Origin of the sequence: Methylobacterium sp. Leaf112, assembly GCF_001423295.1 — a bacterium.
Lineage (GTDB): Bacteria > Pseudomonadota > Alphaproteobacteria > Rhizobiales > Beijerinckiaceae > Methylobacterium.
This window is the reverse complement of record NZ_LMNG01000031.1, coordinates 192,622-215,194: the sequence shown is the minus strand read 5'-3', so window position 1 is coordinate 215,194 and position 22,573 is coordinate 192,622. Positions and strand designations below refer to the sequence as shown.

At 64.7% G+C, this 22,573-nt stretch carries 19 protein-coding genes and 1 tRNA gene; 7 read left to right on the top strand and 13 right to left on the bottom strand.

What is annotated here, in order from left to right; translation table 11 throughout:
• Window positions 1-26: 26 nt before the first annotated feature.
• The 3 genes from ASF52_RS16840 to ASF52_RS16830 form a co-directional block, all read right to left on the bottom strand.
• Entirely contained in the window at window positions 27-1,229 is a 1,203-nt protein-coding gene (locus tag ASF52_RS16840; protein ID WP_056174451.1) for an FAD-binding protein, read from the bottom strand.
• A gap of 59 nt (window positions 1,230-1,288) precedes the next feature.
• Window positions 1,289-2,779 (bottom strand): lipopolysaccharide biosynthesis protein, encoded by a 1,491-nt coding sequence (locus ASF52_RS16835; protein WP_056174450.1) that lies wholly within the window; start codon window positions 2,777-2,779, stop codon window positions 1,289-1,291.
• A gap of 103 nt (window positions 2,780-2,882) precedes the next feature.
• Complete coding sequence (locus ASF52_RS16830; protein ID WP_056174448.1) at window positions 2,883-3,893, bottom strand: magnesium transporter CorA family protein; 1,011 nt, start codon at window positions 3,891-3,893, stop codon at window positions 2,883-2,885.
• A 213-nt stretch (window positions 3,894-4,106) separates the two neighbouring features.
• On the opposite strand from ASF52_RS16830, the gene groES reads away from it, so the two are divergent.
• Both groES and groL read left to right on the top strand, forming a co-directional pair.
• Window positions 4,107-4,394, top strand: coding sequence for a co-chaperone GroES (groES, locus tag ASF52_RS16825; RefSeq protein WP_056094907.1), 288 nt, complete (start codon window positions 4,107-4,109; stop codon window positions 4,392-4,394).
• 99 nt (window positions 4,395-4,493) lie between these two features.
• Window positions 4,494-6,149, top strand: a complete 1,656-nt coding sequence (gene groL / locus ASF52_RS16820; RefSeq protein WP_056174446.1) for a chaperonin GroEL — start codon at window positions 4,494-4,496, stop codon at window positions 6,147-6,149.
• Window positions 6,150-6,412: 263 nt separating this feature from the next.
• Here the strand turns inward: groL and ASF52_RS16815 are convergent, their stop codons facing one another.
• Window positions 6,413-7,045, bottom strand: a complete 633-nt coding sequence (locus ASF52_RS16815; RefSeq protein WP_056174444.1) for a 2OG-Fe(II) oxygenase — start codon at window positions 7,043-7,045, stop codon at window positions 6,413-6,415.
• A 132-nt stretch (window positions 7,046-7,177) separates the two neighbouring features.
• Between ASF52_RS16815 and ASF52_RS16810 the strand changes: the two genes are divergently transcribed.
• Both ASF52_RS16810 and ASF52_RS16805 read left to right on the top strand, forming a co-directional pair.
• Entirely contained in the window at window positions 7,178-7,516 is a 339-nt protein-coding gene (locus tag ASF52_RS16810; protein WP_056174442.1) for a hypothetical protein, read from the top strand.
• A gap of 85 nt (window positions 7,517-7,601) precedes the next feature.
• Complete coding sequence (locus ASF52_RS16805; RefSeq protein WP_443136691.1) at window positions 7,602-9,752, top strand: ABC transporter ATP-binding protein/permease; 2,151 nt, start codon at window positions 7,602-7,604, stop codon at window positions 9,750-9,752.
• Window positions 9,753-9,759: 7 nt separating this feature from the next.
• Here the strand turns inward: ASF52_RS16805 and ASF52_RS16800 are convergent, their stop codons facing one another.
• From ASF52_RS16800 to ASF52_RS16790, 3 genes are read right to left on the bottom strand one after another with little or no spacing between them, the layout of a single operon-like run.
• Window positions 9,760-10,476 carry an LrgB family protein gene (locus tag ASF52_RS16800; RefSeq protein WP_056174440.1) on the bottom strand — a complete coding sequence of 239 codons (717 nt, stop codon included), beginning with the start codon at window positions 10,474-10,476 and terminating at the stop codon, window positions 9,760-9,762.
• Entirely contained in the window at window positions 10,473-10,868 is a 396-nt protein-coding gene (locus tag ASF52_RS16795; protein WP_056174438.1) for a CidA/LrgA family protein, read from the bottom strand. The genes ASF52_RS16800 and ASF52_RS16795 overlap by 4 nt, the downstream gene beginning before the upstream one ends.
• Window positions 10,869-10,882: 14 nt before the next feature.
• Complete coding sequence (locus tag ASF52_RS16790) at window positions 10,883-11,350, bottom strand: tellurite resistance TerB family protein (RefSeq protein ID WP_056174436.1); 468 nt, start codon at window positions 11,348-11,350, stop codon at window positions 10,883-10,885.
• 221 nt (window positions 11,351-11,571) lie between these two features.
• Between ASF52_RS16790 and ASF52_RS16785 the strand changes: the two genes are divergently transcribed.
• Window positions 11,572-11,647: transfer RNA gene (locus ASF52_RS16785), tRNA-Thr, on the top strand.
• A 14-nt stretch (window positions 11,648-11,661) separates the two neighbouring features.
• Here the strand turns inward: ASF52_RS16785 and ASF52_RS22195 are convergent.
• The 3 genes from ASF52_RS22195 to ASF52_RS22190 all read right to left on the bottom strand — a co-directional run bounded on the left by ASF52_RS22195 (window position 11,662) and on the right by ASF52_RS22190 (window position 14,777).
• Window positions 11,662-12,351 carry a class I SAM-dependent methyltransferase gene (locus tag ASF52_RS22195; protein ID WP_244473843.1) on the bottom strand — a complete coding sequence of 230 codons (690 nt, stop codon included), beginning with the start codon at window positions 12,349-12,351 and terminating at the stop codon, window positions 11,662-11,664.
• A gap of 299 nt (window positions 12,352-12,650) precedes the next feature.
• The gene (locus ASF52_RS22710) at window positions 12,651-13,535 is read right to left on the bottom strand and encodes an acyltransferase (protein WP_156630185.1); all 885 of its coding nucleotides are present in this window, start codon (window positions 13,533-13,535) and stop codon (window positions 12,651-12,653) included.
• A 111-nt stretch (window positions 13,536-13,646) separates the two neighbouring features.
• Window positions 13,647-14,777: a glycosyltransferase family 61 protein gene (locus ASF52_RS22190; RefSeq protein WP_082515380.1), complete on the bottom strand. Its 1,131-nt coding sequence runs from the start codon at window positions 14,775-14,777 to the stop codon at window positions 13,647-13,649.
• 326 nt (window positions 14,778-15,103) lie between these two features.
• Here ASF52_RS22190 and ASF52_RS16780 point away from each other — a divergent pair, with 326 nt between their 5' ends.
• Window positions 15,104-15,943: a glycosyltransferase family 2 protein gene (locus tag ASF52_RS16780; protein WP_056174434.1), complete on the top strand. Its 840-nt coding sequence runs from the start codon at window positions 15,104-15,106 to the stop codon at window positions 15,941-15,943.
• A 59-nt stretch (window positions 15,944-16,002) separates the two neighbouring features.
• On the opposite strand, the gene ASF52_RS16775 is transcribed toward ASF52_RS16780, so the two are convergent.
• Window positions 16,003-18,009 (bottom strand): matrixin family metalloprotease, encoded by a 2,007-nt coding sequence (locus ASF52_RS16775; protein WP_056174433.1) that lies wholly within the window; start codon window positions 18,007-18,009, stop codon window positions 16,003-16,005.
• A 16-nt stretch (window positions 18,010-18,025) separates the two neighbouring features.
• Complete coding sequence (locus ASF52_RS16770) at window positions 18,026-20,893, bottom strand: EAL domain-containing protein (RefSeq protein WP_082483954.1); 2,868 nt, start codon at window positions 20,891-20,893, stop codon at window positions 18,026-18,028.
• A 207-nt stretch (window positions 20,894-21,100) separates the two neighbouring features.
• Here ASF52_RS16770 and ASF52_RS16765 point away from each other — a divergent pair, with 207 nt between their 5' ends.
• Window positions 21,101-21,442, top strand: coding sequence for a hypothetical protein (locus ASF52_RS16765; RefSeq protein ID WP_056174429.1), 342 nt, complete (start codon window positions 21,101-21,103; stop codon window positions 21,440-21,442).
• A 61-nt stretch (window positions 21,443-21,503) separates the two neighbouring features.
• Here ASF52_RS16765 and ASF52_RS16760 read toward each other — a convergent pair whose 3' ends face one another.
• Complete coding sequence (locus tag ASF52_RS16760; RefSeq protein WP_056174427.1) at window positions 21,504-22,541, bottom strand: hypothetical protein; 1,038 nt, start codon at window positions 22,539-22,541, stop codon at window positions 21,504-21,506.
• Between the last annotated feature and the right edge of the window lie 32 nt (window positions 22,542-22,573).

The following is a 22,573-nucleotide window of genomic DNA, read 5'->3' as shown; positions in this document are numbered from 1 at the left end:
CTGCGGGTAAGAATGTCGCGGCGACGTCAGATCCCCGCGTACATCCGGCCCGGATTGAACACGCCCATTGGGTCGTGCGCCGCCTTGAGACCCGCCGTGATCCGCATCAGCGGCTCGGACAAAGGCTCGAACACCGGCACGGCGGCGCGCACGGCGTCGGGCGCGCGCACCAGGGTGGCGTGGCCGCCCTGCGCCTTCACCGCCGCCCGCACGGTCGCAGCCCCGGCATCGCCCTCGGCCGCGGTCGCGAGCCAGATGAGGCCGCCGCCCCAATCGTAGAACCACCGCGCGTCGCGCTCCGCCGCGATGGCGGCTGCCAGGGCGGGGCCGTGGGTCGGAGCCGTGGAGAGACGCCAGATGGCGGCATCCGCCGGCTCGGCCAGGAGGGCGGCGTCGCGGATACCGGTCCACAGGGCGGTGCCGGTGTCGCCCTCGACGATCTCGGGCGCACCGAAGCGCTTGAGCAGCTTCGTCAGTTCACCGAGCCGATAGGCGACCGAATCCGAAAACCCCTCGACCCGCATGGCGGTGCGGGCTTCGGGGCCGCCGATCCCGGCCGGCAGGTGGGCGGCGCCGGTGAGCTCGAACGGCGAGCCGAGGGCGGCCGAGAGGGCGGCGACGGCCCGGTCATCGTCGAGGCCTGCGAACACCAGGGTCGACACTCGCTCCTGCACCGGCAGCACCTTGAAGGTGACCTCCGTGAGCAGCCCGAGGGTGCCCCAGGCGCCGGCCATGAGCTTCACGAGATCGAGGCCGGTGACGTTCTTCATCACCCGACCGCCGGACTTGATGATCTCGCCGCGTCCGTTGACGAAGCGCACGCCGATGAGGCTGTCGCGGGCCGCCCCGGCATTGATGCGGCGGGGGCCGGAATTGTTCGTGGATGCCACCGCGCCGAAGGTCGGCGTGCCGTGCGTCCCCATCAGGCCGCGATGGTCCATGGGCTCGAAGGGCAGCATCTGGCCGCGCCCGGCGAGCAGGGCCTGCACCTCGGCGAGCGGTGTGCCGGCGAGCGCCGAGACCACCATCTCGGCCGGTTCGTAGAGGGTGATGCCCGACAATCCGGCGGTGGACAGCGTCGCCTCGTCCTCGGATGCGGGATTCCCGGCCGGGCGGCCGATCCCGGCCTTGGTGCCGCCGCCGACGAGGCGCAGGCGCTCCGTCCGGTCGGCGGCCGCGCGGACGATGTCCGCCGCCGCATCCGCGTCGTGAGGCTCGTATGACCGCATCGTTTCCCGCCCTGGCCGGGCGGCGCGCCCGGTCCGTCTTCGTGTTTTGTGCTCCGATCCTAATGAGAATCGTTCGCGATTGCATCCGGTCCGGTGCGTCCGGTTCCCGCTTTCGACGGTCCTGCGCGCCGCGCCGCCAAGCGGGCTGCGATGAGGGTGCGCAGGCCGGCGATGTCCAGGACCCAGGTGAACCCTCCGACGACGAGGAAGCCGAGGGGCAGGCTGACCGCGAGGGCCCGCACGGGCTCGAGATGGCGCAGGGGTACGAGGCACAGGGCCATGGCCGCACAGGCGATACCGGCCATCAGGAGATCGCGCCACGGCAGGCGCAGGCGCTGCGGCCCCGTGAGCGCCCGGAGCGCCAGGAACCCGGTGGCGGCGGCGAGACCCGCCGTCTGCGCCGCCGCGATGCCTTCCGGTCCCATGAGCGGCGGCAGCAGCCACAGGCCGAGGGCGTCGACGGCGAGGCCCACCAGGGCGGCGGCGATCACCGGCAGGGTCCTGCGGCGGATCTGGAAGATCGGATTGAGGGCGAAGTTCATCATGGCGAGGCAGAAGAAGCCCGGGATCATCAGCCCGGCATAGCTCGCGAATGGGCCGCGATAGGCCTCCGGCACCACCAGGGCCTGGAGGGCGGGAAGGATCGCCCAGAACCCGACGGCGCAGGGCAGCAGCAGGGCGACCACCACGCCGACATTGCGCCCGACCTGGGCCTCGGCGGCCGCGCGGCCCTCCTCCTCCTCGACGCGCACGGCGAGCTGGAACAGCAGGAGGTCGAGGGCGGTGCCCAGCGTGCCGATGCTGCGCGTGGTGACGTCGGCCGCGAGGGCGAAGTAGCCGGCCTCGGCCAGCCCGGCCTGGGCCGCGATGGTGCCGCGATTGAGGAACGGCAGCAGCTGATAGATGGCGTTGGCGGCGATCAAGGGCAGGCCGTAGGCGAGGAACAGCCGCCAGGTCTCGGCGAGGCGCACGCGCAGGCGCGGGCTCACGGGATCGCGCATGGGCCGCCATAGGATCGCGGCGGCGAGGAACTGGCTCAGGCCCGCCGCGGCGAGCACCCAGGCCGGCTGGGGCAGGAGCCACGCCGTGCCGGCCATGAGCACGAAGGCCAAGGCGTTTTTGATCGCCACCAGCCGGAAATAGAGGCCACCGTCGAAGCGGGCGCGGGCGAGCGCCGCGTGGTAGTCGAACACTCCGATCCCGAAGGCGGCCACGCCCGCGCCCGCCGTGATGGCCGCGCGGCTCTCGGGCCCCGCCTCCACGCCGAATCCGGCGCAGACCAGGGCGGCGGCGAGGAGCCCGGCGCCGAGTACGGCGTAGGCCCGGTCGAGACCCTGGCGGATCCACGGCTCCTGATCGCGGACGCGGGCCGAGTAGAACCGCGTCGCCGACAGGCGCAGCCATTCGAACAGCACCGTGTTGGCCACGATGGCGCCGGCGGTGGCCAGCGCGAACAGACCGAAATCCGCCGGGCCCAGCAGCTTCGCGATGAGCAGGCCGAGCACGAAGTTCAGCCCGGCGTTGAGGACGAAGGCGCAGATCACGGCCATGGTGGGAACGGGCAGCCTTGCGCCGAGCGGGGCGCTCGCGCCTTTGGCTGGACCCTAAGCGGAGGTGCGCAAAGAATCCGTCAACCGCCCGGCGTGACGATCCTCAGAACCACCCCCGCATGCGGAAGAACACGATCGGCACGAGGGCGCTGAGAACCACGAGGGCGAGGCCGTAGGGATAGCCGTAGGCCCAATCGAGTTCGGGCATGTGCTTGAAATTCATGCCGTAGAGTGAGGTCACGAGGGTCGGCGGAATGCCCACGACCGAGACCACGGTCAGCACCCGGAAGGTGTTGTTCTGCTCCATGTTGATGAGGCCGAGGGTGGCGTCGAGGAGGAACTGGACGTTCTCCGATTGACGGATCTCGAACTCGTCGAGGGAGGCGATGTCCCGTCGCACGGCCTCGAAGCGCGGCACCTGCTCGGCGCCGAGCAGGTGCTCGCACTCGTTGGCGACGAAGGGGACGATGCGTTCGAGACCCAGCAGGCTGGACCGGATCTTGCCGAGCGCCTTGCCGCGCCGGCCGATGCCGCGCAGGATCCGGCGGAGCGCCAGATCGCGCCGTCGCGGCGTCTGGGTCTTGAGCTTGTCGTCGCTGGCGGGCGCGCCGCCCCGCACGTCGAAGTCGAAGATCCGGGTCGAGAGGGCATCGAGATCGGCGCCCATGTCCTCCAGGGAATCGGCGAGGCTGTCGACCAACTCCTCCATGAGCAGGAGGAAGATCTCCGTGCTCGTGGTGGACGGGCCGTCGCCCTCGGCGATGCGCTTCTTCACCTCCGCGAACGCGCGCAGATCGTGGAACCGCACGGTGACGAGGTGGTCCTTGGTCAGGACGAACCCCAGGGGCTTCAACAACGAATCGACCTTGTCGAAGGTGATCATCGGCGTCGACAGCGAGAAGCCGTTCTTGAGACGCCGCAGCCGGCTCGAATTCTCCACCTCGCTGAGGGCTTTTCGCGATGGGACGCGGATGCCCGTCGCGTCCTCGATGCGCTGCGCCTCCTCGGCGCTCGGGTCGTCGAGGTCGATCCACACCGTGGCGGCAGGCATCGGTCCGGCGCCGTCGGTGGCGGGGGACCCGACCGCACCCTGTGGTCCATGAAGGCTGATCATCGGGGATGATTGGTCCGTGGCGGAGCGGATCGAGAGAGAATTGCCGTCGCGCAACCGTCGCGCCGACCTGCGACAGTCTTGACTCACGCAAGGCATGCGCCTACCTCCGCGGCATCGTTGGCACTCACCGATCGAGAGTGCTAACGGCCTGGGTTGAGCGCGCTGCCGCGCCGCATCAACGCCATCCATGAATTTAGAGCAAGAGGGCAGCTCATGAAGTTCCGTCCGCTGCACGACCGTGTCGTCGTTCGCCGTATCGAAGGCGAAGAGAAGACCAAGGGGGGCATCATCATCCCCGACACCGCCAAGGAGAAGCCGCAAGAGGGCGAGATCGTCGCCGTCGGCCCCGGCGCCCGCGACGAGGCCGGCCGCATCAACCCCCTCGACGTCAAGGCCGGCGACCGCGTGCTGTTCGGCAAGTGGTCCGGTACCGAGGTCAAGATCGACGGTCAGGATCTCCTGATCATGAAGGAATCCGACATCATGGGCGTCGTCGCCTGAACGGCGATCTGCCCTCTTCCTTCGTCCCCCTACCCGAGCCCTTTGAGCGCGCTTCTATTCTGAGCGCCTCGGGGCTTCCCACCGCATGAGGATTTGAACATGGCAGCGAAAGAAGTCCGTTTCGGCTCCGACGCCCGCGAGAAGATGCTGCGCGGCGTCGATATCCTGGCCGACGCAGTGAAGGTGACCCTCGGCCCCAAGGGTCGTAACGTCGTCATCGAGAAGAGCTTCGGTGCGCCGCGCATCACCAAGGACGGCGTCACCGTCGCCAAGGAGATCGAGCTTTCCGACAAGTTCGAGAACATGGGCGCCCAGATGGTGCGCGAAGTGGCCTCGAAGACCAACGACATCGCGGGCGACGGCACCACCACCGCCACCGTCCTGGCCCAGGCCATCGTCCGGGAAGGCGCCAAGTACGTCGCCGCCGGCATGAACCCGATGGACCTCAAGCGCGGCATCGACCTCGCGACGAAGGCCGCCGTCGAGGACATCACGAGCCGCGCCAAGAAGGTCGCCTCGTCCGAGGAAGTCGCCCAGGTCGGCACCATCTCGGCCAATGGCGACAAGGAAATCGGCGAGATGATCGCCCATGCCATGCAGAAGGTCGGCAACGAGGGTGTCATCACCGTCGAGGAGGCCAAGACCGCCGAGACCGAACTCGACGTCGTCGAGGGCATGCAGTTCGACCGCGGCTACCTCTCCCCGTACTTCATCACCAACGCGGAGAAGATGGTCGCCGAGCTCGAGGACCCCTACATCCTCATCCACGAGAAGAAGCTCTCGTCGCTCCAGGCGATGCTGCCGGTTCTCGAGGCCGTGGTGCAGACGGGCAAGCCCCTCGTCATCATCGCCGAGGACATCGAGGGCGAGGCGCTCGCCACCCTCGTGGTGAACAAGCTGCGCGGCGGCCTCAAGGTCGCGGCCGTCAAGGCTCCGGGCTTCGGCGATCGCCGCAAGGCCATGCTCGAGGACATCGCGATCCTGACCCAGGGCCAGATGATCGCCGAGGACCTCGGCATCAAGCTCGAGAATGTCACCCTGCCGATGCTCGGCCGCGCCAAGCGCATCCGCATCGAGAAGGAGACCACCACGATCATCGACGGTCTCGGCGAGAAGTCGGACATCGAGGCCCGCGTCGCCCAGATCAAGGCGCAGATCGAGGAGACCACCTCGGACTACGACCGTGAGAAGCTCCAGGAGCGTCTGGCCAAGCTCGCCGGCGGCGTCGCGGTCATCCGCGTCGGCGGCGCGACCGAGGTCGAGGTCAAGGAGAAGAAGGACCGCGTCGACGACGCGCTCAACGCCACCCGCGCTGCGGTGGAAGAGGGCATCGTCCCCGGCGGCGGCACCGCCCTCCTCCGCGCCCGCGAGGCCGTCCGCGCCCTCAAGAGCGACAACCCGGACGTCCAGGCCGGCATCAAGATCGTGCTGAAGGCCCTCGAGGCGCCGATCCGTCAGATCGCTGCCAACTCCGGCGTCGAAGGCTCCATCGTCGTCGGCAAGATCACCGACAACACCTCTTCGATCACCTACGGCTTCAATGCCCAGACCGAAGAGTACGTGGACATGATCCAGGCCGGCATCGTCGACCCGGCCAAGGTCGTGCGGACCGCCCTGCAGGACGCCTCCTCCATCGCCGGCCTGCTGGTGACCACGGAAGCCATGATCGCCGATGCTCCGAAGAAGGACAGCGCCGGCGGCGGTATGCCGGGCGGCGGCGGCATGGGCGGCGGCATGGGCGGCATGGACTTCTAAAAGTCCGAGCCTTTTGAGCCGAACTTGATAGAGGGGGTCGCCGAGAGGCGGCCCCTTTTTCGTGGCCGAGAGCGTGGGACACACCCTTGGTAGTCTCGGGCGTCGCCACTCCGCCCCCACGCCGGGAGCATGGTGATCGCGGGGCGACGTCGGCTGTCGTATCGCCGATCCCCCCCTACCCATGAAAATGGCCCGGATCGCCCTGAAGCGGTCCGAGCCAGGAAGACGATGTCCGATGCGACCGGTGTCCGGCCGCCCGGGTTTCAGCGCCCGAAGATGCCCTTCAGGAACTGCGCCGTCCGGTTGCGCTTCTTCTTGCGCTCGAGTTCGGCCGCGTCCTTGACCCAGGCGACTTGTACCACCCGGCGTTCGCCCTCGAACGGCTCGTGGCCGTGCCAGGAATTGTCGGACCGGAGGAAGGCGAACATCGTGCCCATGGTGGGCGGCACCTCGACGGCGAAGGGTTCGTAGTTCCGGCCGTCGTAGAGCACCCGCAGGCGCCCGGCGGCGGGCGCGTCCCAGGCATCGTTCATGTAGATCAGCATCGTCATCACCTTCGACGGCCCGTCGGTGTGGATCGATCCGTATTTCGGCTGGCTCTTCTTCATGATGGTGGTGAGGCGCGGGCACGAGACGAGGTCGATGCCGAACTTCTCGCCCATGATGCGGGAGAACTCGTCGCTCTCCAATTCGTCGATGAGCGCCTTGAACCGGCCCTTGAGCGCCACCTCGTCCACGGTGAGGTAACCCGGCTTGGCAATCGCCGGGAAGTCCTGCCGGATTTCGTCGATGGCCGCGCGGTCGAGGACGTCGTTGCCGAGGAAGAACGTGTAGGGCTCGCGCGACACGGGCGCGGCGCGCACGGCTTCGAGGTTGAGGATCGAAAGTCCCGACATGGCTGCCTCTGTACCCGTTCCGTCCGATGATCGGCGCGCGCTCCGGCGCAACAGCGGTGGATAGAGCGCCCGATTGCGGCAACCGGACGGCAAGGCGGGGCGCGGCCCTTTTCGCGCCCGGCGGAAACTGCCATGCTTGGGCTCAGCAAATCACCGGAACGGCGCCCCGCCATCGTGACGAGATGTTTCGCCCTCGCCCTCTGCGTCGTCCTGGCGACGCCGGCGAGCGCCCAGACCACCGGGACGACCGCCCGCATGGCCTGCGCCGACGCCATGGCGCTGGTGAAGCGCCAGGGGGCGATCCTCCTCGACACCGGCAACCAGACCTTCCAGCGCTTCGTGCGCGACCGCAGCTTCTGCGAGCTCTCGGAGATCGCCGACCTGCGTTTCGTGCCGACCCGCGACAACCCGGAATGCCCCATCGGCTATCGCTGCCGCGAGCCGGGCTACGGCGACTGGGATTGGCAATAGAACACGCGGGCCAGGATTTTCGTCCGCTCAGGCACCCGTCCGGCCACGATCTCGCCACGACCCGCCGTCACTCCCGGGCTCCGGCATGCCGCGGAAGCGGTGCCTCGACGATCAGCACGGGGAGAAGACGCACGTGGCCGTATTGAGGACGGGCCTCGGCCTGCAAGCCGCCGTGACGGCGCTGTTCGCCCTCGTCCTGCTGGCATTTCCCGGCGAGGCCGCACCGCCCCTCTACGTGTCCCTGAGCGGGCTCGCCATGGCGGGCATCCTGCTCGCCTCCGGCAAGATCTCGGCCTACCTGAAGATCTTCATCTCGGTCTACGGCGTCGGCTATCTCCTGTTCTCCGGGGCCAAGCTGCTGGCGGCCTTGGGCGCGCTGCCCCCGACGCTCGCCGCCCTGCTGCCGCCGGCCTTCGCCGCCACGGGTGCCGTGGTGTTCGCCGCCATCGTGCTCGGCATTTCGCACCTGAAGCCGATTCGGGCGATCACCCTCATCGCCGATCCCTACTTCGCGAACCGTGACGAGCCGACCCGCGAGATCGGCCTGTTCCGCTGGTTCGGCCGGACGGAGGGCAAGATCGGTCAGCGCCTCGTCGCGCTGTCGATCTTCGTCAGCTTCGCCGATGTCGCCCTGACCTTACGGTTCAACTTCTGGTACCGCGATCTCTACAACGCGATCCAGGAATACAATCTCGATGTATTCTGGTACCAGATCCTTTGGGTCTTCGTGCCCCTCGCGATCCTCAACGTCTGCATCGGCATGTTCGACCTGTTCGTCGACCAGTCCCTGCACATCCGCTGGCGCACGTGGCTGACCCGGAGCTTCTACCAGCGCTGGCTCGGGGACGGCACGCATTACCGCATTCCCTTCACGGACGAGCACGCCGACAACCCGGATCAGCGCATCCAGGCCGACGTCAACGCCTTCATCTCGCAGACGGCGAGCCTGTCGATCCGGCTGCTGTCGCAGGCGGCCCAGCTCGTCTCGTTCATGGTCATCCTGTGGACCCTGTCGCGGGATTTCGTGCTGCCGTTCACCGACACGGTGGTGCCGGGCTTCCTCGTCTGGGCCGTGATAACCTACGCGGTCGTCGGCACCTGGCTCGCCCACCTCATCGGCCGCCCGCTCATCGGCCTCGATTTCCGCCAGGAGCGGGTGGAGGCGGATTTCCGGTTCTCGCTCGCCCGCAGCCGCATCTACGGCGAGCAGATCGCGCTCCTGCGCGGCGAGCGTGCCGAGACCGTGCGCCTCCGGTCGCTGTTCGACGAGATCATCGCGAACTATGTGCAGATCATCTTCCGGCGCATCAAGCTCATCGCCTTCTCGTTCGGCTATTCCCAGGCGAGCACCATGGTGCCGCTCGTCATCGCCGCACCCTCGTACTTCGCGAAGAAGCTCAGCTTCGGCGCCCTGCAGCAGACCGTGAACGCCTTCAGCAACGTGCAGTCGTCGCTGTCGTTCTTCATCAGCGCCTACACCACCATCGCGGCCTACAAGGCCAACACCAACCGCCTGTCGTCGTTCAAGCGGGCGATGACCAAGGCCGAGGCCATGGCGGGCGCCGGCTACGGCCTCGCTCAGTCCGACGCCTCGGGCCGCGACGTCACCGCCGAGAACATCACCCTCGCCCTGCCGGACGGCCGCGAGATCGTCAGTGCCGACCGGTTCACCCTCACGCGCGGCGGCGCCACTCTGGTCACCGGCCCGTCGGGCTCCGGCAAGTCCACCCTGTTCCGGGCCATCGCCGGCATCTGGCCGTTCGGCAAGGGGCGCATCGCGGTGCCGCCGGGTCAGTCGGCCCTGGTGCTGCCGCAGCGGCCCTACATTCCGCTCGGTACCCTGCGGGGCGCCGTGGTCTATCCGGCCACCACCGACCAGTTCTCGGACGAGGCGATCCGCGAGGCCCTGGTGGCGGCGCAGCTGCCGCAGCTGGCCGACCGCCTCGACGAGGTCGATGCCTGGGACCAGCGCCTTTCGGGCGGCGAGCAGCAGCGCCTGGCCATCGCCCGCGCGGTGCTGGCGAAACCCCAGTGGCTGTTCCTCGACGAGTCCACCGCCGCCCTCGACGAGCCGAGCGAGGCCGCCCTGTACCGCATGCTGCGCGAGCGCCTGCCGGAGACCACCATCGTCTCCATCGGCCACCGCTCGACCCTGCACGCCCTGCACGACCGGCGCATCGACATGAAGCCCGGCCCCGACGGCCGCTTCGTACCGACGCCCGTGGCGGCCGGGTAGGTCGAACCTACCGCAGGAAACTCACGGCGATGGGGGCGAGCATCGCCGTGAGGAACGCGTTGAGCCCGAGCGCGATGCCCGCGAAGGCGCCCGCAACCACATCGACCTGGAAGGCGCGGGCCGTGCCGACGCCGTGGGCGGCGAGGCCGGCGGCGAAGCCCCGCGCCCGCATGTCGCGGATGCGCAGGATGTTCATGAGGGGCGTGACCAGGATGCCCCCCGTCATGCCGGTGAGCATGACGATGACGGCGGCGAGCGTCGGATCGCCGCCGAGGGTCTGGGCGATACCCATGGCGACGCCGGTGGTCACGGATTTCGGCGCCAGGGACACGATGACGTCGCGCGGCACCCCGAGCAGATGCCCGAGGGTGAGGGCCGACGACAGGGCGACCACGGAGCCGACGACGAGGGCGGCCAGCATCGGCGCGAGCGCGCGCAGGACCGTGGCGCGGTACTCGTAGAGCGGGAACGCCAGGGCGACGGTGGCCGGCCCGAGGAGGAAATGCACGAATTGCGCGCCCTCGAAGTACGTCGCGTAAGGCGTGCGCGTCACCTCCAGCACCGCGGCCGTGATCGTGATAGCGACGAGCACCGGGTTCGCCAGCGGGTGGCGGTTCGTCGCCGTGGCGATCCGGTCGGCGACCGCGTAGGCGACCAGGGTCACGGTGAGCCACAGGAGCGGGGTGCGGGACAGGTAGACCCAGACGGCGAAATCGCCGGTCATGCCCCCTCGCCCGCGCGCAGCCAGCGCGACACGGCGACGAAGGTGAGGGCCGTCGCGGCGAGCGTCGTCACGGTCGAGACCACCACGATGACGCCCAGAGCCGCCCCGTGCGCCGCGAGCACATCGAGGCGCCCGACGATGCCGGCGCCCGCCGGCACGAACATGAGGGAGAGGTTGGCGAGGAGGCCGCGCCCCGCCCCCTCGAGCTGCCCGTTCACGAGGGGCGGCGGCAGGACACGGGCGGCGGCACGGGCGTAGCGGTCGCGCACCACGAGGAACACCAGGAGCAGCGCCATCCCGATCACCGGCCCCGGCACCGGGATTCCGGAGGCGCGGGCCAGGGCCTCGCCGAGAAGCTGCGCCGCGAGGATCAGCGTCAGACCGATGATCATGGGCGGACCCGGTGCTACGGAACGGTCGCCAGGGGATCGCCGGCGCGGGCGAGGACGATGCCGGCCTCGTCGATCCCGAGGAGCCCGCCGAGACGCCACACCAGGGCCTCCTCGAACTCGTGGACGTCGCCATCCGCCCCGGCCACCGACCACGCCATGGCGAGGAGGCGCGCCTTCTGTTCCCGACCGGCCTCGTGGCCGATCATCTCCACCAGGGCCGCCATGTCCCGGGTCTGGGCGTCGAAGGCGGCCGCCCGCGCGATCAGGGCTTGTGCCTCGGCCCGCGTCTGCGCGAAGCGCCCTTCGACGAGATGCGCGAGGCGCTCGGTTTCCTCCGGGGCCAGGATGCCGTCGGCGCGCGCGACATGGACGAGAAGGGCGATGGCCGCGAGGCGCTCGTCGGCCCCTTCCGCGGCATCGGCGGGCTGCCCGAGCCCGAAGGCGTCGGCGGCATAGGCACGCAGGCGGGCGATGAGCGACATGACGATCCTTCGGACACGATGCGCCACCCTTCGAGGTCGCCTCCGCCCCCGTCAAGCAACGCCGCTCCCCCCGGACGACGATGCCGCCCCACCGTGGCGCCCCTGCATCGCGTCGCGGCGGCGTGCGCCATGCGAGACGGAGCGTCTTGCCAATCCGGGACCGGCCGGATATGACCCCTCTCAACGACGCCGCGCCGGCCCTCAGGTCCGCACCGCCTCGTGCCGCAATAGCTCAGCTGGTAGAGCACCTCATTCGTAATGAGGGGGTCGGGGGTTCGAATCCCTCTTGCGGCACCACTAATTTCTCTTTTTCAAACTGGCTTTTGTATTCGACATTTGGCGCCGCCGTGCTCAAATGGAAACAACCCCCTCTTTTCGTAGAATTCATCGAAGGCTTGCCGTACCCCGGGCCAGTTTCCGTCGTGAACGTAGTCGTCTCCGACTACCCAACCGCCGGGGCGTACTAATGGCCACCAAGCCTCCAGATCGGACATCACAGCTCGATAATCATGGCCGCCATCAATATGGATGACATCTACCTGAAGATTTGAGCGCCGAAAAACTTCATTTGCATTGACGCTATCGAGTGGAATCGGAAGAATCACGTCCTCGGTATTTGTTGCTAGAACGTTTGCCATAAAAGTTCGCATAAGCATGGGCTGCCCATGCTCAAAAGCAAGTCCAGGATACCAATCGTCGTTGAACCAGTGATCCCAGGCACCGAGCCAAGTATCAATAGACAGCATTACTCCGCCAACTAGTCCAATCTCCTTCATACGTTTTGCCATTGCGATTGAGGAAGCGCCCTTCCAGACGCCGATTTCAACTGCAACCGTTGGCTTGGCGTTGTCGATAGCTTCCAAGAGATAGGGATGCGGACCATGAGCCAACTCGTTAGGTGTATCTGCATACAGACGCCGAGGAAAACCAGCGAATGGATCCTGGCCACGCCAAAGAGTATCGATTAAATGCTGACGCATATTTGCCGGCTTTTCGGACATGAAGTTTCCTTGAAATAGACAATTCACAGAACCTGCCGCATATCGTTGCGACTGTCCGACATCTCAGTCGATTTTGAATGATAAGGCAACCTCGCTTGCCTTCGAAAATTTACCGTTTAACGGTTGCTGCATGAGCGCGTTCAAGCGCGTGCTTATGAAGAAAATGTGTGTTGACTTATTTCATATGAAATTTCTGTCTGAGAATATTGGACAGCTTACTTTTGCGTGGTATTTTATATCATTCTTGTTCTTAGTAAAATTTATTTAGTTTGATAGGTCTGATATAGCAATAAGTGATTTTAGGCCACGTCTGTTTTTCTAAAAAAAGCAAGTTTCTTCAAAGCAGCAATAATCTTTGTTACGCCAAGCGGACGAGCTAACTTAGTCGTTTCACTCTGTTTTGCAGTAACCATGTATAGGCGGGATCCAAGCTCGGCCATATAATCAAGCGACGGGTTTGCATCACGCGACCAGCCAATGTTCCGGCGTAGTATTTTCACCGGAGATCCGGCAGCGAGGCATGATCCCGCAATGTTTTTTGTTACAATCGAACCCGCACCTATTACGGCGCCAGAACCAATGGTAATTCCCTTCATGATTTGAATACTGTTTGTAAGCCATACATGTGGCCCTATAGTTGTATCATCGGGGGGGTTTAGTATTTTTTTTGTTTCTAAATCATACATTCCGTGAAAGTCACCAGTTCGGATGGCTATCTTCCATCCAAACATACAATCTTCTCCAATCGACAAAGTTCGGTACTGTCCCTGAATCCAACACGTCATGTCGCCAATATACGAGTTTGGTCCACAGTAGAATACAGAATCGCTTCCATCGCATAGTATAGTGATACGCTGCACATTTCCGCCTCCAATAAAGGCAGTGCTCCGATTGCACAGAAAATCTATCCTGCCGCCAAGGGTGAATCCTGACCCAATGACGATGTAATTTTCAGAATTACTGTGAAACCCTATTTCAAACGAATTTGTTCGAAAGCCGCTCTCTACCCATACGGTGTTGTGACCGCCAGATCCAGAAACATTGATCCCGAGGGATCTCAACGCTTCAAGATCTTCGGTTTTTTCTGATGAGTACTCAACGTACTCTCCCAATGGGAGGGGAAATCCCGGAGATCCAATCATTTTTACTTTTGTATGTCGTTTGATAACGTCTTCGACTTTCACTTTAACAACCTCACATCCTCTTTGTTCAACGAGCTTGCGACTGCTATTTGGTCGCTTAGCAGTGTTCCTGGTTTGCGATCCTGCTTCTCATGTTCTAACTCGAAGACAAATTCATGGCCATAAAGATTGAACGCCTGGGTAAGCCAGGCTTTTTAATGGATCGAGTTTACGATTGAAATTTTTCAGACGCGCTCGCCAATTAGTTTTCAGATCAATTTCGCGCAAAATTGCGTCTGCGACACCGATCGGATCATCCACCCGTAGCGTTGCGGCGAAGGTCGTCCCGGAGAAAGATTTCCTCGTATGAGTTGGATAAAAATATTCGGCATTGTTTCCTTTAAGAGCATCGACTAGAATTTGGCTCGATCCCATAACTTCACCTAAATTCAAACCAATAATTGTTGCGGATTTTTCAGTTAATAAGGATGTGTGTAACGCTGACCCTGCATAGGATACTACCGCAGGCGCCGTTTCAAAAACATTTATTTGTTCGGCTAATGAAAGAGTTTCTGGATAAATAATTTCTACGCCTTTTCGCGAAAGAACATTGGTGATTTCATCTTCATTCGAAAATCTCCCAACACCAGACGCTAATTTTGTTTTTGACAGCATGACTGGACGCATGAATGCTCGAAGTGACTGGCCAGATTTGAGAAATTTGCCAATTTTTGTACCCACATCACTATGAATTTGATGAGCACTATTTGTTTCTTCAAAGCTCGGCGCTGGAATGAATAGCTGCTCAAAGACGGTTGGTGCTATAGGTCGAATGAAATGTTCTGGACTTAGGCCAAACGCTTTTAGGGTTGCATTTGCAATTGGTATGTGATCGCAAATTGTCTTTATGTCATGATCACCATGATAAATCAGCTTGAAATTTCTATGCGGAATTTTTAATAAAGGCCAAAGTCTAGATAGACTTGTTAATAAAAAATGCCCATGGTGAAATATTTGTGGACCGATGTAGATATGCATACATTCACCGGTATTGACAGTTGATTCGGCGGCCAAATTGATCGTCTGTGATTGTCCAACTCTATCTTGATGGGGGCCTCGACGGTAAGCTGCTAATGATATATTGGCGCCACTACTCGTATAGACGCCCCATTTATGGTCGTCGTCAAATGAAATTAACGGGTTTCTTGGAGAAACGAGCGCGTTTTCGAAGGCAACCGCAAGAGGATTTATTGCAGAGTAGAAAATATTGCCGTGAATGGCGCTGCATTTACTTAAGGCGGACATCGTATGGAAAACTTTCAAACTACGTAGAAAGGCGTCGCTGATTGCCTATGATAATTGATTGGCGGGTAAGGAGGAAGTTACATAGCGGACCCAAACATGCTTTCTGTGGTCATCGACGAGTTTTTTCTGCCAGGAGCGTATCAACTTCGAAAATAACAAAATATCTCCTTTAAGCTTTCGATCTCATGCGGGATCACATTTATCAGCTCTTTGCGACCCAGCTTTATCTAAGCGAAGCGTCTTTCAAGGCCTGACAATCGGCCAAGTGCGGGCTATGGTCGGCGTACTGGATTGAGCGCCATAAGGGCGCCTTCGGAGCCTGCTCGATGGATTACCTCACCGCCTGCTGCACCGTAAAGGATGAGGCGCCCATCATCCATGAGTGGATGGCCTTCCACATTGCGGCGGGCTTCGATCGGTTGGTGATCATCGACAACGGCAGCACGGATGGGACCGCGGACATAATCCGGGGGTTTGGGGCGGCCGACAAGGTCGATCTGATCGATTGGCCCGGCCCCGGCACGCAGGTGGCGATGTACGAGCATGTGGCCACCCGATACCGCGACCGCACCGAGTGGCTGGCTTTCATCGATGCCGATGAGTTCCTGTACCCCACTGACGGAATGGACTTGCGCGAGACGCTGGCGGCGATGCCGGATGTCGATGGGATCGGCGTGCATTGGCACATCTACGGTTCGTCAGGGCATATCGAGGGCCAACCGGGGCTCGTGATCGAGGCCTATCAGCGCCGGGCGGAAGACAACTTTACATTCAACCGGCATATCAAGAGCGTCGTCCGCGCGGCGAAGATCGTCAAGGTCTACTCCTCCCATCTCGTGGCGCCGGCTGCCGGAATGGTCGACGACGCGAAGTGTCCTCTCCATCTCGATCCGCCCTACGGCTTTTTCGAGCACAAGACGGCGAGTCACACCCGCCTGCGGATCAACCATTACCATACACGCTCGGCAGCGGAGTATCGGGTGAAAGCGGGACGGGGTTACTTTGGAGTCGACGATGAGAAGTTGGCCTCCGAGCAACGCTTCCAGAGCATGTTCGCGGCGCACGATCGTAATGAAGTCTTCGATGACAGCGCGCTACGTTTCGCGCCCGCTGTTCGCGAGATCATGGCGCGCGCCAGGACTGTTCAGGCCCATCTGCCTGCCTGAAAGCCGGAGCCGGTGATCCGGCCCCGCCAACCTCAGTCGGCTAAGGCAGGCAGATCAGATCACGCCGCGATACTCGTCGCACCCGCCAGCCCCGGCAGGTCCGTCACCCCGATCAGGCGGATCACCTGATCGACCGATACGGTGAAGCGCGTGTCGGCGGCAACGTTGTGCACGAGATACGCGTCGCCGGCATAGACGACCACCCCAAAACCGTTGGCGCTCGCGCCGTTGGCCGACGCCGCTGCGGCGGCGCGGTCGAGGGCGTCCTGGAGGGAGCCCGGCAGCGTGAGGGACACGTGCAGGGGGCCAGCCGCACCGGCACCGATGAGGACGAGGCGGTCTTCGCCGAGGGTGAAGTCGGCGATGGTCACGATGGCACCCGCGCCGGCGGTCACGTCCGTGCGCAGCGTGACGGTATCGGCGCCGGCGCCCGTCGCGAGGGTGAAGCTCCCCTGCGCGAGGCTGCCGGGCGCGGCGGCCGCGAGGCTGAGGCTGTCGTTGCCGGAGCCGCCGTGGATGGCGAAGGCGTTGGCCGCGTCGGCGCGCTCGACCGAAACCGCCACGGTGTCGTCGCCGCCGGTGGCGTAGATCGTCACGATCCCCGAACCCGTGAACGCGATGGTGTCGTTGCCGCCGGCCGGGTCGGCGGCGGCGGTGTCGCCGTAGATCACCGTGGTGCCGGTGTTGTGCACCCGGATCCCGTCGCCGCCCTCACCGCCGAACAGCGAGGCCACGGTGCGGGTCTGGCCGGCATCGTACACGAGGGTGTCGGTTCCGGCACCGCCGTAGACCGCCGCCACGGTGGTGGTGTCGAGGTCGGCGCCCGTTCCGACGGTGATGGAATCGTCGCCGCCATTGCCGAAGATCGTGACGCGGCCGCCGCCCGCGAACGCAATGGTGTCGGCCGCGTCCGTGGGGTCGGCCGCGCCCTGCCCGCCGAAGATGGCGGTGGCGGCGTTGGCCCCGGTGTTGAAGACCCGGATCGTGTCGGTGCCCTCGCCGCCGTAGATCGCCATCTTGGCGTCGAGGTTGCGGGTGTCGGCGACGCGGAGGGTGTCGTCGTCGCGCCCGCCGAAGACCGAGACGTAGCTCTGCGCATCGAAGGCGGCCGAGCCCTGCTGCAGGCTGTCGGCCCCGGCATTGCCGAAGACCCCCCAGGAGCCCTTGCCGCCGAACGTGATGGTGTCGGCCCCGTCGTTCGGGTCGGCCAAGCCGAAGCCGCCGAAGAGGATGTGCGTGCCGGGCGCCAGGGCCGGATCGACGACGTTGCTGATCGATCCGCCGCCGGCGCCACCGAGAATCAGGGCATTCGCCTTGCCGCTGCTCACCGCGACCCCATCGCCGCCGACGCGCACGTCGCCGTCGGCGAAGGCGAGTTCGGCCAGGCCCGCCGGGACGAGGCTCGTGCCGCCCACCGTGAGGGTTCGGCCCTCCGCGAAGGTCAGGGTCACGGCGCCGCCCGCCTCCGTGGCGGCGACGAAGGTTCCGGGGCTCACCGCCAGGGTGACGGGCTCGTCGCGGGCAACCGTCATGGAGGCGGTCCCGTCGAAGACCCGGCCCGCCGGGCCGTAGAGTGCCCGAATGCCGTCGATGTCGGAGGCCTGCAGGTCCGCGACCGTGCGATTCACGTAGGTGTTCATGATCGACGGCGTCGCGTCGGAGTGGCCGAGCCCGATGGCGTGGCCGATCTCGTGGACCGCGACGACGAAGAAGCTGACGTTGCTCTGACTGACGACGCCGCTTCCGCTGGCGTGCCACCCCTCGCCGCTGTCGAAGCGGATCGCGGCCGAGAGCATCTGGGGCCCGCGAAAGCTGTAGTTCGCGTCGCCGAGAACGTTGGACAGACCGTCGATGGCGGCAAAGCCGACGTCGATGGTGGCGCTCGCCACGGAGGCGACTTGGGTGAACCGGATGTTGGCGTAGGCCGACCAGTCCGCGAAGGCCCGGGTCAGCGTCTCGACGAAGGCGGCGGGCACGGTGGCATCCACCGCCCAGGTCACCGTCCCGCCCGTCGTCCCGAGGGTGGGCGAGCCGAATTTCGGCCCTTCGAGCACATAGTTCGCCATCTCGTCCCGTCTCGCCTCAGGCCACGGCCCGAGCGGAGCGCGAGCGTGTATCCGACCATCGCGCAATCACCTCGGGCACGGTGGCGGCCGGGCCGGGCTTGGCGATGAGGTAACCCTGTCCCTCGTCGCACCCTTCAGCCTTGAGGCGATCGAACTGCGTCTGCGTTTCGATGCCTTCGCCGGTCGTGCGCATGCCGAGACTCGCGCCGAGCCCGATCACTGCCCTGACAATGAGGCCGGAATCGGAATCGGGGGTGATGTCGCGCACGAAGGACTGGTCGATCTTGATCTTGTCGAAGGGGAAACTGCGCAGGTAGCTCAGGGACGAGTAGCCGGTCCCGAAATCGTCCATGGCGATGCGCACGCCGAGGCGGCGCAGGGCGTGCAGGGTCGCCAGCGTCGCGACGTTGTCCTTGAGCAGGACCGATTCGGTGATCTCGAGTTCGAGGCGCGCCGGGGGAAGCCGGCTTGCGGTCAGAGCCTCGCGCACGGAGGCGACGACGATCTCGTCGCGGAACTGCACCGCCGAGACGTTGACCGCGACCTTGATGCCGTCGGGCCAGCGCATGGCCTCCTCGCAGGCGGTCTTCAGGCACCAGGCGCCGAGCGGCACGATGAGACCGATCTCCTCGGCGATCGTGATGAATTCGCCCGGGGAGACGAGGCCGCGCGTCGGATGGATCCAGCGCACCAGGGCTTCGAACCCGCCGATGCGCCCGGCCCGGAAATCGTAGATCGGCTGGTAGTGCAGCTGGAACTCGCCGTTGGCCAGGGCTTCGCGTAGGTCGAGTTCGAGGGCCCGCCGCGCCTGGAGGCGGATGTCCATGTCGATCTCGAAGAACCGCCACGTCCCCCGGCCATCGGCCTTGGCGCGGTACAGGGCGACATCGGCGTTCTTCAGGAGCTTGTCGCAGGTGGTGCCGTCGCCCGGTGCGAAGCAGATGCCGATGCTGACGCCGACGCTGACCTGATGCCCGTCGAGGGTGTAGGGTGCGCTGAGCACCTCGACGATGCGGCGGGCAAGGATCGTCGCATCGTCCGGGCGACGGATGTCGCAGAGGATGATGGCGAACTCGTCGCCGCCGAGGCGCGCCACCGTGTCGACCTCGCGCACGCAGGCGCTCAAGCGCTCGGCGACGGCACGCAGAAGCGCGTCGCCCACCGGATGCCCGAGAGTATCGTTGACCTCCTTGAACCGGTCGAGGTCGAGGCAGAGCACGGAGAATCGGCTGCCGCGTCCGAGATGGGCCAGGGCTTCGTCGATGCGTTCGACGAAGACCGAACGGTTCGGCAGGCCTGTTAGCACATCGTGACGGGCCATGAAGGCGATGCGCGCTTCCGCCTGACGACGCTCGGTCACATCCTCGTAGGTCGCAACGATCCCGCCGCCGGCGACGGCCTTGTGCGAGATCGCGATGATCCGGCCGTTCTTGAGATGCTTCAGATCCCTCCCCCGGATCGTCCCGACCTCGCTGCTCAGTGCGCTTTCCTGACCGAGGGCGGCGACGCCGCCCAGGGCGACGAGGGCCTCGTGCCGGAGGCCGAGGATCGCGGCATCCTGAGGCAGATCGAAGATCTCGCAATAGCGGCGGTTGACCACCGTCAGCCGCCCGTCGGCGTCGAACATGCACAGGCCATGCGACATGTTGTCGAGAGCCGTATCCAGGCGTAGGTTCGTCGAGACGAGGCGGGATTCCTGATCCTTGAGCAGGGTGATGTCGCTGAGTACGGCCATGAATCCGCCGTCCAGGGTCCGGCTTCGGCCGATCCGCAGCCAGCGGCCGTCGCCGAGGCGGTGCTCGCCGTGTTCGTCTGAGGGATGCAGCAAGGCGCGGGCGAGGTTGGCCGGGTCCGGGGATGCCGCGGCGAGCTGCGCCACGGTTGTGCCGGGCGGGAGCGAACCGGGCGCGACGCCGAGATACGATTCCGCTTGACCGTTGGTGAGGGTGACGCGCCCGTCCGCATCGACCACCACGATCCCCTCCTTCGAGGTTTCGAGCGCATCGGCGAGATGGGCTTCGGCGGTCAGGCGCTGGGCGACCTCCTGCTCCATGGCGCTTCGGATGTTGTCGCGCATCACGCCCATGGAGGCGAGGAGACGACCGACCTCGTCGGCGCTGCCGGCGGGAATGGCACCGCTGAGATCGCCCGCCGCGATGCGGGATGCGACCTGGGATGCGTCGGCGAGGGGACGGATGATGCGACGGCCCAAGGCATAGGAGACCGTCCCGGACAACAGGATGGCGATGAAGGTCCCGATGAGGTTGAGCATCGTCTCGCGCGCGACGACGGCCCGGGCCTCCTGCCGATAGGTGAAGCCATCGCCGGCGGTGTAGTTGATGAGGAGATCGAAGTTCTCTTCCGCCGCCACGGCGTGCCGATCGAGGGTCGCCCAAGCCATCGTCTGTCCCGGACCGTCCGAGAGTTTCAGGCGCGCGTCGAGCCATTCCTCGACGGCGCCCGCCACCGCGACGGCGGCCCGGCTCGCGCGGACCGACTGGGCCCGGTCCACGGCGATCTCGAGGCTTTCCGTGTAGGATTGTCGAAGGGCGGCGACGCGCTGATTAAGGGCGTTGCGCATGGCGACATCGGTTGTCGTCCAGCGGCGCGCATCCGCAGCACGCATCCCGGCGAAGTCCGCGGCGGCGGCGCGTGCATAGTTGATCGACATGAGCGAGTTGTCGAAGGTCCGGGTGACCAGTTCGTCCGCGCGCCGGATACTGGACGCGGCGGACAGGCCGAGGACCGCCGTGATCGTACTGGTGATGATGAACGCGACGGTGATGCGGCCACGGATGGTCCCGAGCATCTGCCCGACGCGTTCGAATGCGGCTCGGGGCGACCGGACGCGCCGGTGAGCAGAAGCGTTCGGAGGGGGACTCATCGACAGGTTTCCGGTCGCCGAAGTTACGGGTCTCGGCATGGAGACTGAAGCTCTGGCAGCCACAGGTTAAGGTCACCTTGCGAAGATCCGTTTCGCTTAAATTCTTAACCGCGTTTTTACCGCCCCCGTGGGAGTGTGCTGCTTCACTTTCCACTTCCCAATGCCCGTTTTTTCTAGCGGTTTGCCGCCTGCTTGATCGGAGACCTTATGCACGCACTGCTTCGCTTGGCTGCAATAATGGCCATGGTCGGCGTGGGGACGACTGCGATCGCGGTCACGGCTATCGGTGCGCGCGTCCACGAGGTGTCGCAGAAGGGGCGCGCCTTCCAGCCGGCCGCCCTCGTGATCAAGCGCGGCGAGACCGTACAAGTCCTCAACGACGACGCCGACCTACTCCATCACGCTTATGTCGATTCGCCCGAGTTCACCTTCGACTCCGGCGACCAGGAGCCCGGCGAGAAGGCCAGGATCGTGTTTCCCGTCGCCGGAACCTTTGCGGTTCTATGCGGCATCCATCCGAAGATGAAACTCACGGTGCAGGTCGATTGACGCCGAGGCCGACGCCTGAGGAAAGGCGCCGGCACGATGTCGTTCGGGCAGTGTCAGTGCTTCAGAGGATGGTCGATCCGTAGAGGACGGCGTGAGCGCCGTAATAGAGTCCGATGAAACCCGCGAGGGCAGCGGCGTAGCCCACCGGCATGATCACCAGGTTGCGCAGGCGTTGGGGGGCGGTCACGTTGTCGGCGGCGATGGCGACCATGGCGACGATGATCGGGGCGTGCCCGATGGCGTCGATCTTGCCGAACTCGAAGATTGCCGAGACGAAGGCTGCGGCCAGCAGGATCGCGGAAATCCGGCGCACGAGGGGTGTGCAGATCAGCGCGAAGGCGAGGACGAATTCCACCGCGCCGGCGGCCTTCATGAAGAACTCGCCGTCGAAACCCATGGTCATGGCCGGGTGCTCGATGAAGAGCGGGAAGGTCCAGTGGGGATAGGCCCACTTCTCGACGGACGCCCACATCAGGGTGATGGCGGCGGCGTAGCGCAGGACGTCGAGGGGGCGCAGGCCGAACAGATCGCGCTGAAAGGCCGTGAGGGCGAGATAGGCCGCGAACCCGAGGAAGACCGGATAATCGGCGAGGTGGAACGCGCCGTACTGGCTCGCCGCGATGACAAACAGCGCAACGATGCCGGCGGCCGAGAACGGCAGGGTGGCGCGCCACAGGAAACCTACCGCGATGGCTAGTTGCAGCCACGACAGCATCGGATTCGTGGTCGTGAGTTCAGGCGTCAGAATGATGCCGCCCAGGGCCCAGAGGGCAACGAAGAACCCACCGCCCACCGCCCGGAACATCAATTCGGTGTTCGCTCGCGCCCAGGCCGTGACCCGGTCGAGGGAACGGGTCAGGGCCGCCCCGAGAACGGTGCCCTCGAAAAGGCCCCCCACCACGAGGGCGAGGATGGAGAGAGCCGCGAGCTTCTCGAAATTCTCGCACAGAACCGTCTCGAGGCCGCGCGGTGCTCCGACGACGTCGTAGGCACAGAACCACTTCACGTGCGCCTCGGCCGCGCCGACGCCCGTCAGACTCAGACAAAATGCAGCCGTCCAGGCTGCCGGGCGCGGCAACCGTGCACTCGCAATACGCATGGAGAAACACCCTTGCGAACAATATGGGAAGT